This window comes from Bacillus sp. FSL R5-0431 (assembly GCF_038002985.1).
GTDB lineage: Bacteria > Bacillota > Bacilli > Bacillales > Bacillaceae > Bacillus.
The window spans coordinates 3186710-3200630 of record NZ_JBBOOG010000001.1; the positions used below are offsets into that span (position 1 = coordinate 3186710).

Sequence of the window (13921 nt, forward strand, 5' to 3'; positions counted from 1 at the left end):
TCCTTACTTTTTAAAGAAAATCGACAAATTTATCCCTAAATTTCATATGAAGCAATGAACCGACTGTTAAAAGAAGAAGCGTGATCAGCCAAAAATAAAGCGTATATTTCACATCATGGAAGAACCATTCTCCCTTTAACAAGCTATTTCTAAAACCATCAATAATGTAGAAAAGAGGATTCAATCTTAATATATCCCCGATCCATGCTTTGTCTCCAGTGAGCTTCTCTGAGATATTCCAAAAAATCGGCAGCAAAAAGAAAAGTAAACGTGTCACTGATTGTAAAAGAAATTGATAGTCTCTCACGAGTACGCTAATCGTGGAATTAAACAAACTAAACGAAAACATAAACGCGATCATACAAATAAGATAGTATATATATTGCAGCCAGTGCGCATCAGGATATATGCCATAGGAAATGAGCACAATCAGATAGACACCCATCATGACAAAGTAGCTGAACAAGTTGGACATAATCACCACAGACGGCAGCGCACTAATAGGGAAATTCATTTTCGATACCATATTAATGCGTTTAAACACACTGTTTGATCCATCAAGTATCGTCGGACTAATGAAGAACCAAGGGATTAATCCGGCAAGCATCCAGATGATAAATGGAACTTCCATCCCTCCAATGACAATTGGCTGTCCTCCGCGAATTCCCAGACCAAAAACAAACCAGTAAGCCAGCATTTGAATCAATGGATTTAAAAACTGCCATAAAACACCTAAATAATTCATCTGATATTTTGATTTTGTTTCATAAACAGCAAGTCGCATAATCAGCGGAAATGAGCTAATTTGCTCCTTTAATATCGTCAACATTGCGTTCATTCTAATCTTCCTTAGATATAAGTTTTTGGGATTACTTTTTTAAAAAGCACCGCTCATAATTGTAACAGATAACGATGCACATTTCACCTTATAACAAAAGTCATGCACGTCAAACTAGAAGACAAAAAACCCCTGAATCCTTTCAATCGTTGATTCAGGGGGTCCTAACATATTAGATAATTTGATGTTCTTTTAAGAAATCCGTAATTCTTTTCGTATTCTGATTATCGTTAAAGCTGTTGATTTTCAGATATTTTTCTTTATATTCATCTTCCACAACATACTGACGATCGATCGCATGTTTAACAATCCGAATCAGCTCTTGTGTATTATATGCTATCGGTCCTGGTGCATTTTCATCGTTTACAGGAGGAATCGCCTTATACTGTCTAATCAAGTAATCTTTTTCTTCCCAATAAAAAATAGGATAGGCACCTCTATATTGTGCATCATAAATAGCAGAAGAATAATCAGTGATAAACACTTTTGACACTTTTAGCGCTTCCGATGGGTTATCAGAAATAAGATGTTTATACTGAGGCAGGTTTTGATAAACGTACTGCGAAAATTTGTTATGCGGTACAATTAACAGACGATCAAGAAGACCTGCTTCTTCAAAGCTTTTGATGATTTTGATCAGAACTTTATAGTAAGATGTTTCTTCAATTCTATTCGTATAAATAAGACCCTCTTCCCAATATCGGTAAGTTGGCATAAAGGCGATCTTATCTGCACCGTCTACTAATTTGGCATGATCAAAGGTTGCTAGCCCTGTCAAAATCAAATCCTCACGATCATATTTCATTTTGTAGAATTCACCAGCCTCTAGTTCAGAGCTGATGACTGATTTATAAATATTATATTGGTTCTTGTCTTTATGGAATCCAAAGGCCATTGGATTATCAACCGGTTTAGCAAACATAATTCCATGCTGTAAAAAGACGAGTGGAACACTCATGATTCTCTCTCTGAGATGATCAATATATAATCTATCATTCAGAACATGGTTAGATAATTCACTTGATATAAAATAACTGGCATTAAAGATACTTAAATAATGTCTGAGACTATATTTCGGTATGATACCCTTTCCATATTTCGCTTTCAATGCTGGATATGCGCTTGATTTCTTATTAAGAATAAAGTAATTTTTTGAGCCTGTTTGACAATTGTCTTGTACGTAGTTATACACTCTAATAGCTGATTCATCTGCTTTATCACTCTTTTTCTCAAAAAACAAATTCACACCATAATTTTTGTCTTTATAGAATGATGATAGGATACTCGCTATTTTTATTTTCACTTTACTAAATAAAGAATATTCCTGTGAATAAGGAATAATGGTCGATGTCACATTCCCAAATAGATTTGTTCTTAGTACTTGAAGCTTGTCCCCATTCTTTTTCGTGATATATGTTTTGACCTTTTTATCCTTTTTTTTCAACCTTAAACTATGGATAATTCGGTGATCATTTCCTACGAACAAGTTATTGTGGATTCTGCTGTCTAAATCAAGATCATTTAACGAAATTTTAAAGAAACCGTATCTTTTCAAGAATTTAATCTTCCTAAATGGTCTTATAAATTTCGCCAGCTGGTGCTCAGAATTTCTAATGTAAAGATATTCATATTTTTGATCTGAATTATACGCATAATGCGTCAATCTTCCATAAACATAAAAACTATTAAACAAACTAAAGATGCGTAATCTCGACGTATGTTTTGTAACGAGATATGGGTTTCCTCTTACTAAGTAAACGCCATTCGTTCTGACATAGATGTAATATCTTTGTTTATTAATCACCAAGATATTGAGAATATTGTCATCTTTGAACTGCTCCAAGGTATCTTTACCAAAAACTTTAAGCGGCTGATATCTAGGAACGAGTCTAAAGTTGACGATTTTCTTTTGATCCGTCACTTTATTTAAAATTTTGATTTGATTACGATTATTCACAGTCACTTCAATATCTTTATGTTCCTGCATCACATCAAACAAAATTTTCCTTACATTTAGTTCCTTATTCTGACAATCATAGGTAATAACAAAGTGGAAAGCACTGTATTTAATAAAGGAGATATCCACAAATCGTCTACCTACCTTTTTAATGGGCAAATCTATTTTATAATTCCGATTGATCTCATCTACATTCAGCAGCCCTGAAAATAATAACAGTTCCTCTTCGCCGCTGTATAAGCCATAGCGATCTAACCCTAATTGCTTGACATAGATATCATCAAATTGATTATTAATTTCAATGGGAAGTACTTGATCTGGCTGGATCATGTCTGAGCTTTCTTTGACAATATATAAGTTATGATCCTTAGCATAGAGATAGATCATTTCATTAGAATTGTCTATTGTGGATTCAAAAATCATCTGATCCTTTACATTAATTTCGCAAATCCACTTTGATTCATTTACATTTAGCTCTTTAAATTCATAAGTGCACAATTTCTCTATGTTATCAATATATAAAACTAACTTGTGTTCATCTAAATTAAGAATTTCTAAAAAATTATGATAAAGTTTGTACATTGAAGCACCTCTATATTATTTTCAGCAAATTTACATTACCGGATAATCTTATCTAAATTTAGCATGTTTAATGTTAAATTTCTATGTTTTTTTATTTTTACCATAACTTTTAAATATGTGTACAATGGTATGAAAAACACAAAAAAGTACCGTTCAAAAGGCGAAGAACGGTACTTTTTAAACTATTTTTCAGAAAACACTACTTCCACCACACGCTTCGAAGACTCCCCGCTCTCTAGATAGCAGAATTTTTCATAAAACGGTGCGAATGAAGCCGGTAGTGTAAAGGTTGGCTGTTCTGTTTCTCTTACCCAGTCAATGACGCTGGCTGTTTCTTTCACAAGAGGTCCAGGTGCTTCTTGTTCAAAGTCGAAGTAGAAGCCTCTCAGCTTGTCACGATATGTTTCGATGTCTGGCACATAGAACAGCATCGGACGTTTAAGGTTTGCATAATCAAAGAACACAGATGAGTAGTCAGTGATGAGCAGATCAGATATCATATACAGGTCTCTAATGTCTTCGTAATGAGAGAAGTCATAGGCAAAGCCTTCATATGGTCCTAAATCAAAGTTTTCAGCGACTAGATAGTGCATACGCAAAATGATGATATATTCGTCTCCGATAGCGGCTCTTAGCTCATGCAGATCAAGGTCTAAATCAAATTTGTACTGCCCTTTTTTATAAAATTGATCGTCTCTCCATGTCGGTGCGTATAAGATCAATTTTTTATCAAGCGGCAAGTTCATTTTTTGTTTGAGTGCTCTCATCGTTTCTTCATTGTTTTGATTATGAAGGAAGTCATTTCTCGGATATCCTGACTCAATCATGGTCTTTTGAAATTGGAATGCACGTGTAAAGATTTCAGTCGAGTAAGCATTTGGAGAAATGAGATAGTCCCAATTCGATGCTTCTTTCGTGAAATTCTTTTTGTATTTCTTCGTGTTTGTTCCAGGCATATGCACCTCGTCCATATCCATCGCAAGTCGTTTTAACGGCGTACCGTGCCATGTCTGCAAGTATGTTGTATGCTCTGGTTTTGGAATCCATAGCGGCAAACGGCTGTTGACGACCCAATACTCGGCTCTTGCCATCGCAAGAATCCATTTCAATGACAGACGATTGATATAGTAGATGTCCTTTTCCTTAAAAGGTGCTTCATGTCCTTTTTTCACACTCCAGATCAACGTATATTCAGGATGATTTTCTTTCATATACTCATAGATCCCACGCGGGTTACAGCTGAATTGTTTTCCATTAAAGCTTTCAAAAACAACCGTTTTCTTTTTCACAGACAGCTTACTCGCCAGCTTAAAGGTCGTTTGGAAGGTCCTTGTCACAAGGCGGTTACGGACTTTTTTTATTTTACCGATTTGCTTTTTGAACCTCTTCCACTTGCTTTTGACGTAGTACTTCGCACGTGTTTTCATTGTATAATCATTAATTCGAATGCCAAGCGTTTGTCTTTTTTTCTTTCGATACACCTCATATCGAATCGGTACATCGTTTCGTTTATGAATTTGAACAAGTCCTTTGAGTTTGTTCGAGCGATCTCCAAGCACTAAAGAAGCGGTCGTTAACGTCTCCTCTACTCCATCTACATCACAAATAAATTCAAGATAGAAGCGATATACAAGGCGGTTGTTTAACGAATAGGTCAATTCCTTTAAAGGAACTTCTGCTAGAAATTGATAAAGCTGTGGTACTTGTTGATCATCACGGTATTTGACCACTTCATCTTTTATTGGGGTCATATTTACCGGAAAGCGATGCTCAATTGGTTCTTCACCATTTCTCTTCAATAGAAGCTTTACTTCTTTGATCTCATAAGGATGCTCTGCACTGAGAACGCCTGTATACCCAGTTAAAGATAACGTACATTCTTTGTTGAGCTCGATATGATTGAATTTCACAACCTTTAGCTCACGCTTGATTTTAAACGATGCATTCCCTTTATCCGTACGATACGGGATGACATACAGCATCGCATCTTTATTTTCTAAAAAAGTCAGCTCTGGCTTGTCTATTTCCATTTTTAAACGACGTTTATAGTATGGCGTCTTCTCTTCTACTTCGGCGTTATCCGTTTCTTTTAATTCGTCTTCCTCTTCTTCTGTATCAGAATCATAGGCTGAGTCCTCAAGCTCGTCTTCATCCTCTTCTTTGTTTGCGCTGAGATAGTCTGTGACATACAGGTTATATGTCTGGCCCTGCTCTAATGCAAGCGGCAGCGATGATTCACTCAATACGAACTTGAATAGATTCTCTTCTTGATGTACAAGCGGAAGGAAAAGCTCTTGTTTTGATACCCTTTCCCTCATAAACAAATAAAATTCTCTATCTTTTAATGGCATGTCATCGTCGATGCGAATAAGCATTTCTAGTTTCTCATGATGATTTTTTAACCCTTCAACGACACTCTTCTTATGAATTCCCTCTTCAATCATTAATCGTTAATCTCCTCTGTTCAGAAATCTTACCGTTGTGTTGTCACGTTATTTCACTTTCCAAGAATAGTTTCCTTGTTTCGTTTGATACGACCACCCATCGATTGACGATGGTTTATTGGTGAGCAGCTCTCCCTCTACTTCTAGACGCTGCAAAACTTCTTGAAGTTCTTCTGTTTTAAAACGAATGTAAAAATCAACGTATTTTGTTTGGTTGGTTTCAATGTTTTTCTTTGTTTGAAAATGACCAATTGGAAAGCTGACTTGATGGTTTTCATCGATTGTTTGAGATATGATTTCAGCTCCATTGCCTCGATCATATCCTGCGAAATCGATTTGCACATGATCCGCATGGCTCATTTCGTCCTTCAACTCAAGCTGAAGATGAAGGACATGATGTTCAGAGCTTAGATCACGCAAAACCCATTTCGTACGGTCCACGATCCTTCTCAGTTCATCTTTTCGCTCACGATTTTCGAGCATATGATGAAGTGCTGTATTCCAAAGAGACATTTCATCAGAAGGCACAAGATAAAAATAGGTTTGTTCTCCCAATACCTTCTCAACATCTACCTTATGCTTAGTATCTCCAAAGAAGACGGCATCCACTTGCTGTTTTCTTATTTGTTTAAATAATTCTCCGTAATGAGAATAGAGTTGATGCGGATCTTCTTCATAATGTGCGTCATGTACAAATGCAGCGTAATACGTTGTTTCAGGCTGATCGATTTTAAACAGGTGGCGGTCCTGATCCCGGTCTTCTGTGATCATTAGTTTCAAACGGTCATTTTGTGTTTGAATACTGGATAACCATAGTTGCTTTATATCCGTTTTCTTTGTAAAAGTTTGAATTCCTGTTTTTTTATACCAATTAATATGCCGAACTGGATTCTTTTTTGCATCTCCTGAGTAGATGATCTCCATATAAATGCCGCCATCGTCATTGATTAGTTCCTCCAAGTATAGAGCACCTGTATGAGGAACAAAGCTTTGTACTCTGCACAAAACGCCCTGCCAATTGTATTCTTCCCTCTTCACTAATTGCTGCTCTTCATTATATTGATCAATATAACAAATAGGGGAAGAAGGCAGTTCATATCTCGTCACCTGTATCATTGATTCATCTACTGGCATCACTGCTTCATTGATCGAATGAAATGATGTACCGATGATAAATTCCGAGTAACGTCTTTTACTTCCGCTTGCTGGTAGAATATAGTGTTCAAATACATTCAAGATGTCAACTTGGCGAAGAAAGGTCTCCTCCATGCTATGAATATGTTCTTTCACATTTGCATCATAATTCAAAGTTAAAATGGCATTACGTTTATGTTTGTCAGCCAATGGCTTTAATCTCGCTTTTAAAGACTTCGTTGAGCTCTCATCCTGTTTTGGTACATCACCCATGATAAAGTAGTAGTCCATATCAGGCATGTCAACTGATGTCATTGTTTCATGTTGTTGAGGTTGATCCAATGTGTGTTCAACTTTTTTCTTCATCCAATTTTGAAACAAAGGAAGCTCTCCTTAAAAATAATGATAACTTGCTCATTGTATTTTACATGAAAAAGTACTTCTCACCAAAAGATAAGAAGTACTTTTTTTCGATCTATTAAAGTCCAGCAATTTCTTCCTTAATTTGTGTTGTCGAGATGCCTTCTGTTCTCTTCAAGTACACGACTTCGCAATGCTCTTTTAAGAAATCGAATTTACCTTCCCAGTCATCTCCCATGACAAACACATCAATATCGTGCTCCTGCACGTCACGGACTTTTTGATCCCAGCTGTTTTCTGGAATGACTTCGTCTACATAACGAATCGTTTCAAGAATCAGCTTTCGATGCTCGTAGCTATGATAAGCCTTTTTTGATTTTTGTAAGTTAAACTCATCTGTCGAAATGGCCACCACTAAGTAATCTCCAAGCTGCTTTGCACGTTCGAGCAGCTTAATGTGCCCCCAGTGTAATAAATCAAATGTACCGTAAGTAATAACTTTCTTCATTGCAAACATGAACTCCTTTCTTCATTCCTTATTCAACTGCTTTCATGCAGTAATGTTTATCCGTAATCCTATTATCATCGTTCGTATTTTTTCGCTCTTCGGAACCTCATTATATCACAGCGCCCATCAAACGTTAAGCAGATGTAAAGACAAACTATTTCCAATTTATTGGGCGCAGAAGAGAAAGTCCGAAGAATCAATGTTTCTCGCAGCATCCTTCATATGAATTGATGAAAATGTCATGAAATTTAAAGGTTTGTAAAGTTATTGTTAATATTTCATGGAGCATCTGTGATAAAATGATGAGTAGACGAAGAATGAATTTACAATGAACGTTCATAGATACCAAGATGAAAAAGGAGGTCTAAACAATGCAAACAGAAGTGGTCTCTAACCTTTCTTATGTAAACGGCGACCTAGATGAATTTATCAGCTATATGAATCACCATCATATTTCTCAAAGAAGAGGCGCCATGATTGCGACTGTCAATCCAGAGATTGGCTATGCTGTTATGAAGGATCATACGTACCATCAAGTCGTCTCTTCTGCGGATTATGTTCTGCCGGATGGTGTAGGCGTCGTCTTGATGTCACGTTTGACACAAAGTCCGCTGAAGTCAAGAATTGCTGGCTTTGATGTCTTCATGTCTATGCTTGATCTAGCAAACAAGCAGTCTAAAAGTATCTTTTTATATGGAGCGAAAAAAGAAGTGCTTGAGGCTGTTAAACAGCGAATTGATACGGAATATCCAAATGTGGTCATCGCGGGCAGCTGTGATGGCTATCAAGCCGATAAACGTTTCGTAGCGAAGCAAATCGCCCGCTCGAAAGCAGATATGGTGTTCGTTGCTTTAGGTTATCCAAATCAGGAGAACTTTATTTATGAATACCGTCATTTATTCCCGCAGGCTGTTTGCATCGGTTTAGGCGGAAGCTTTGATGTATTTAGCGGAACGGTGAAGCGTGCACCACGATGGATGATTAAGACAAATACAGAATGGCTGTACAGACTGATTGTGAATCCGTGGAGATGGAAACGAATGCTGAATATTCCTAAATACGCTTTTGCCGTATTGAAAGAAAACAAAGGGAAAAAACGTTACTATCCTGAGCAAGTAAAGGATCAGACGAAGCAGCTGTGAGAGACTGACCAATGATGAATATACGCTCAATGATCATTTCATGCTATGCAGCTTTCGTTTCTTTAATTGGATGGCTGATGAGCGGCGTGAAACCGCGTGAAAACCAGGTGACGCTGCTTGTTTCATTTCAAGAGAATGCAGCTGCTCTCATTGATACTTATCAACAACAGGCGAACATGACGATGAAGCTTACTGTCCTCTATACGAAGCATGCTTCTGCGATAGAAAAGGACGGGTCTCATCTGTCATTTCGCTATTTTCATGAAAAAAATCCTCTCCATCTCATTCAATGTATTTACACGATGTTTAAAAGCAAGGTTGTCGTGACAGATAATTACTTTCTCATGACAAGTGTACTCAGAAAACGCCCTTCTACCACATGTATTCAAGTATGGCATGCCAATGGGGCGTTGAAAAAATTCGGTCTTGAAGATGCATCAAATTCGGAACGAAGTCCCCGTGATATCAAACGCTTCAAACGAGTCTATGCGTCTTTCGATTATATCGTTACAGGCTCAGATCACATGCGCGAGATTTTTAAGTCTTCGTTTGGGGTCAATGATGAACGTTTTTTACCAACAGGTGTACCGATGACGGATGTGTACTATGATCAGTGCCTGCCTTCCTTGAGGCCGAATGATTTTCCTAAAGGGAAAAAGCTCCTGCTTTATGCACCGACCTATCGAGACTTTGCAATGGACGATCTTGTCCTGCCTTTTTCAAAAGAGCAATTGCAAACAGAGCTAAATGGAGACTATATTCTGCTCGTCAAGCTTCATCCTGCGGTCAAACATTTAGCAAAGGCGGAAACAGACGGTGAATGGATATTTGATGTGTCCGATCAGCCGCTCTATCCATTGCTTTGTACTTGCGATGTACTGATGACAGATTATTCGTCGATTGTGTTTGAATATGCGCTGCTTGAAAAGCCTGTTTTGTTCTTCACTTATGACTTAGACACTTATCGAGCGAAACGCGGCTTAGTCGATCGGTATGAGGACATCATTCCTGGAAAGGCTTGCGTCACTCAAGACATGCTCTTGAAGGAGCTGCTTCATCTAAACGAATCAGATCACAGAGAACGAATCAAAACCTTCGCTGAGGAATGGAACAAATATTCAAAGGGCGAGTCTAGTCAGCAGCTCCTATCATTTATTGAACAGCAGCTCTTACACAAAAAACGTCCGGCTTCTCATTAGGAAGCACGGACGTTTTTTTATTTGTTATAAACCGGGATGTCGTAATACAGCGTATAGTTATCAAGTAAGTTATACAAGCTATACATACGAGTGACTTGCTTATAAGCCCAGCCAATATCTGTTGCATATTGATGAGTCGCTGCACTAGACCAGCGCATTTTATAAATCGTATCTTGCTTGTATGTGGCGTGATTAATATAGCTGTTGCCAATGAATTTTGCCCCGCCAATAATCGCTGCCTCTGGCGTGAACCATTGCTGTTCATACGCATACTTTGCACCAAGGTAATTCGGATTGCTGTCGTATGCGCCAATGCCATACATGTTATATACTTTCTTCCCATTAAACATCGTACCATTCGCTAAAATCGAACTTCCGTTACCCGTTTCAAGCAACGCATGAGAAATGAGATAAATTTCGTTGATATGATACGTTTTCGCTGCCGTAATAAAGGCTTGTCCTTTACCTGCTAGAATCCCTTTACCTGCTAGAATCTTGGAATTGACTTCTGCCGGATTGAGATTCGCAGCTTCAGAGAGTTTCAGAAATTGAAAATAAGATTGAGTGCCCTCAGCAATATTGGCTGGGTCTACGTATTTTTGCACCTCTGCTGAACTTGCATTTCTCCAGCCCAAGCTGATCTTGATCCAGTTTCCTTCTTTCCCAAGCTGTCTTACTTTTGTTCCTTTGTTCAGCTGCGCCACGATGTTGCTTGCAGAGCTCGAATCAGGTGTAGAACGAACATTTAAGCCGTCCGTATTCACAGTTGACGTCGCCGGGTCTACATATGCTGCATAGACATAGGCTGCACCATCTGTCTGTGGTGACACCTTCATTTGCTTATTCACCATCTCATTGACAGTGAGGTTGTAGTTCGTTTGCATGACCATTGGGCCATTTTTGATTTTTACGGCTGTGGCTGTCCAGCCATATTGGCTTTTCACAAAAGCAATCGCCGCATTTACAGTTGGTAATCCTGTGAATTGCTGCGTAATGTTGATTTTGTAGGTTGGTTTCGTTGTTGTTTTATAAGCAGCTGGTTCATTCCGTTTTTTGAAAAATGCCAGGCCTTGGTCGCGCAATGCAGCTGTGGAAATGACACCGGTTTTAATCTGATATTGACCATAATCAGTTGTACCTGTTTTTTGAGCAGCTGCTTTCATTTTTTGTTTCGTTAAATAGCTTAACGCTTGATTCAGTTTTGTCTGATTCACCGTCGGCTCTGTCGTGATCCGGTATTGCTTAACCGCTTCTGTCAGCGTTTTTGTACTGCTGGCAACGCCGTTTTTCTTGATAATCTCTTGAGCCTGTTTGACTTTACTTTGCTCATATACAGGTGTTGTCTTGAGACTATACGTTTTGCTGACAGCTTGTCCCTTACCTGTTGTGATGCTGCTTGTCACCTTCTGCGTTTTTAAATATGCGGCACCTTTATTTATTTTGGCTTGCTCCGCTGATTGATTGACGACAAGTCGATACGTGCTGTCAGATGCTTTACCTGTTTTTTTCGTTGTCGCTGATACCTTTTTCTTTTGGAAGAAAGCTGCTGCTTTTTTCGCTTGATCATCTCCCAATAGGTTTCCAGTCACTACTTGATATGGCTGTGTAGAAGAGATCTTTTTGGATGTGTAGCGCCATTTCTTTTTCTTGAAAAAGGCCAACGTTTTTCCGTATGCTGTATCGTTCAGTTGATTGAGCTTCACGATATAATTTTTTGTTTTTCCCACTCGCTGCACAGTCCCTGCAGCGCCGGTTTGTTTCTTGATCTGAGCCGCAGCTGAGGATGCTTGTTTGTTGTCTTTGAAATAGCCTGATTCCAAGCGATAAACATTTTTTAAAGCGCCTGTCTTTTGAATCTTCCCGCTGATCTTTGCTTCTCTTTGCAGCTGGGTAAGGAGCGTCTGTGCTTTTGACTGGCTGGCTTGTGCAGCTGATGTGACGATGTAATATGGCTTGCCTGCTGTCACCGTTTGAAGCACTGCTTTTAAACCAGACTCCTTTTGAAAGCCTTGCAGGATGGTATTCGCTTTACTTTGTCCAACGATACCACCTGAAATCAGCTGATACACAGTGCCAGCTTTGTTTTCAGTTTGGTATGTACTGGTGACACCGGCCTGCTTTTGTAATTCGTTTTGAATATTTTTGACTTTCGTTTCAGAATCAATGGTTCCTGATATGACCTGATAAGAAGGTCTGCTTTGATTGATGACTTCATAGGTGCTATTGAGCCCTGATGTTTTCGTTAGCTCGAGCGAGAGCTTTTTTGCCTGAGCTTCATCATTGACTGGGTCAGATACGACCTTTTGTAAAGGAAGGCGGTCACCTACTGGAGACACCGTACCGCTCATGCCCGTCTCTTTTTTTAATGCAGCTGCACTTGCACTCGCTGCTGTTTGCGACTCATATCCTGAGGCAGTGAGCTGATAGGTCGACGTGTTTCCTGAGGTTTGATAAGTGGCTGTCCACTTTTTGTCCTTCTTCAATGTTTCCACTGCTTTTTTCACTTCTGATTCTGTTGTAAATACCTTTGAGGTGTTCATCGTATAAATGGATTGATCGACATAGGAGGCTGCTTGCGCTTCTTTGCCCGTCTGTACTGTCATACCAAAGGCAGCTGCGAGTAACATAATCTTGATGGTTTTTTTCACGTTCCCTGTCCCTCTCTTAACTTTGCATAATAGTCTACTAATCTCTTTATCGACAAAAACAAGTACTCTTTCAAGTCATTTATGCAATAGAAAAATAGAGGACCCCTTCGAAGTCCTCTTTTCCTTTATATATGCGACACAATCAGTTCACAAGTTCCTTCAATTGAGAAGCTCCCTGTTTCAGCCGGCAGGATAAAATGAGCTCCTTTAGACAGTGGATATGTATGTCCATCATGCGTTAAAGACCCTTCTCCATCAATCACACTGCACAGCAAAAACGGATAATCTTGCGAAAGCTCTACTGTTTGATCAATTTCCCATTTATACACAGAGAAATACTCTGCTTCAACAAAAGTTCGAATGGTCAGCCCACGGCGTGTTTCAACTGATTCATCTGTATAACCGTCTACATGAGGAACCGTTGTGACATCAATGGCTTGCACAAAATGAAGTTCACGTTCATTGCCATCCTGATCTTTTCGTTCATAATCATATACCCGATAGGTTGTATCTGAGCTTTGCTGCGTTTCAAGGACAAGCGTTCCTTCGCAGAGCGCATGAATGGTTCCGCTTGGCACATAATAAAAATCACCAGGCTTAATCTTCACCCTTCGCAAAAGACCTTCCCAATCTCCACTGTTCATCATGGTCACAAGCTCAGTTCTTGTTCTTGCATTGTGCCCATAGATCATTTCTGCCCCTTCTTTGCAGTCAATGATATACCAGCACTCTGTTTTTCCAAGCTCGCCATTTTCATGTCTTTCCGCATAATCATCATCCGGATGAACTTGAACGGACAAGTCTTGGTTTGCATCTAAAATTTTGGTTAACAGCGGGAATCGATCGCCTTCTATTCCCCCGAACAATTCTCTGTGATTGTCCCATAGTTCGATCAGCGTTTTCCCTTTATATGGACCGTCTTGCACGACACTTGGTCCGTTTGGATGAGCAGAAATTGCCCAGCATTCTCCCGTTTGATCAGAAGGAATATCATAGCCAAATTGATCCCTTAAGGCTGTACCTCCCCATATTCTCTCCTTCAATTCAGGCAGTAAAAAAATTGGTGACTGCTTCATTCAGGATGACTCCTCCCTTTGCTACCCTTTGAT

9 protein-coding genes are annotated in these 13921 nt (G+C 38.9%); 2 read left to right on the top strand and 7 right to left on the bottom strand.

Annotation, left to right across the window (positions count from 1 at the left end; all coding sequences use genetic code 11):
• Nucleotides 1–10: 10 nt before the first annotated feature.
• The 5 genes from MKZ03_RS16470 to tagD all read right to left on the bottom strand — a co-directional run bounded on the left by MKZ03_RS16470 (nucleotide 11) and on the right by tagD (nucleotide 7823).
• Complete coding sequence (locus tag MKZ03_RS16470) at nucleotides 11–838, bottom strand: ABC transporter permease (protein WP_060597419.1); 828 nt, start codon at nucleotides 836–838, stop codon at nucleotides 11–13.
• Between the two features lie 172 nt (nucleotides 839–1010).
• On the bottom strand, nucleotides 1011–3377 hold the full coding sequence (locus MKZ03_RS16475) for a CDP-glycerol glycerophosphotransferase family protein (RefSeq protein WP_095285718.1): 2367 nt from the start codon (nucleotides 3375–3377) through the stop codon (nucleotides 1011–1013).
• A 182-nt stretch (nucleotides 3378–3559) separates the two neighbouring features.
• Nucleotides 3560–5821 (bottom strand): CDP-glycerol glycerophosphotransferase family protein, encoded by a 2262-nt coding sequence (locus tag MKZ03_RS16480; protein WP_307500352.1) that lies wholly within the window; start codon nucleotides 5819–5821, stop codon nucleotides 3560–3562.
• A gap of 48 nt (nucleotides 5822–5869) precedes the next feature.
• Nucleotides 5870–7336 (bottom strand): alpha-glucosyltransferase N-terminal domain-containing protein, encoded by a 1467-nt coding sequence (locus tag MKZ03_RS16485; RefSeq protein WP_334750517.1) that lies wholly within the window; start codon nucleotides 7334–7336, stop codon nucleotides 5870–5872.
• Nucleotides 7337–7433: 97 nt separating this feature from the next.
• Nucleotides 7434–7823: a glycerol-3-phosphate cytidylyltransferase gene (gene tagD, locus MKZ03_RS16490; RefSeq protein WP_008343212.1), complete on the bottom strand. Its 390-nt coding sequence runs from the start codon at nucleotides 7821–7823 to the stop codon at nucleotides 7434–7436.
• 371 nt (nucleotides 7824–8194) lie between these two features.
• Between tagD and MKZ03_RS16495 the strand changes: the two genes are divergently transcribed.
• A complete protein-coding gene (locus MKZ03_RS16495; protein WP_307500354.1) occupies nucleotides 8195–8965 on the top strand; it encodes a WecB/TagA/CpsF family glycosyltransferase in 771 nt (256 codons plus the stop codon).
• An 11-nt stretch (nucleotides 8966–8976) separates the two neighbouring features.
• A complete protein-coding gene (locus tag MKZ03_RS16500) occupies nucleotides 8977–10164 on the top strand; it encodes a CDP-glycerol glycerophosphotransferase family protein (RefSeq protein ID WP_307500355.1) in 1188 nt (395 codons plus the stop codon).
• A 17-nt stretch (nucleotides 10165–10181) separates the two neighbouring features.
• Here MKZ03_RS16500 and MKZ03_RS16505 read toward each other — a convergent pair whose 3' ends face one another.
• Together MKZ03_RS16505 and manA are read right to left on the bottom strand one after the other, a co-directional pair.
• Complete coding sequence (locus MKZ03_RS16505; RefSeq protein WP_341032450.1) at nucleotides 10182–12812, bottom strand: glucosaminidase domain-containing protein; 2631 nt, start codon at nucleotides 12810–12812, stop codon at nucleotides 10182–10184.
• 125 nt (nucleotides 12813–12937) lie between these two features.
• Nucleotides 12938–13888, bottom strand: coding sequence for a mannose-6-phosphate isomerase, class I (gene manA / locus MKZ03_RS16510; RefSeq protein WP_106043201.1), 951 nt, complete (start codon nucleotides 13886–13888; stop codon nucleotides 12938–12940).
• Between the last annotated feature and the right edge of the window lie 33 nt (nucleotides 13889–13921).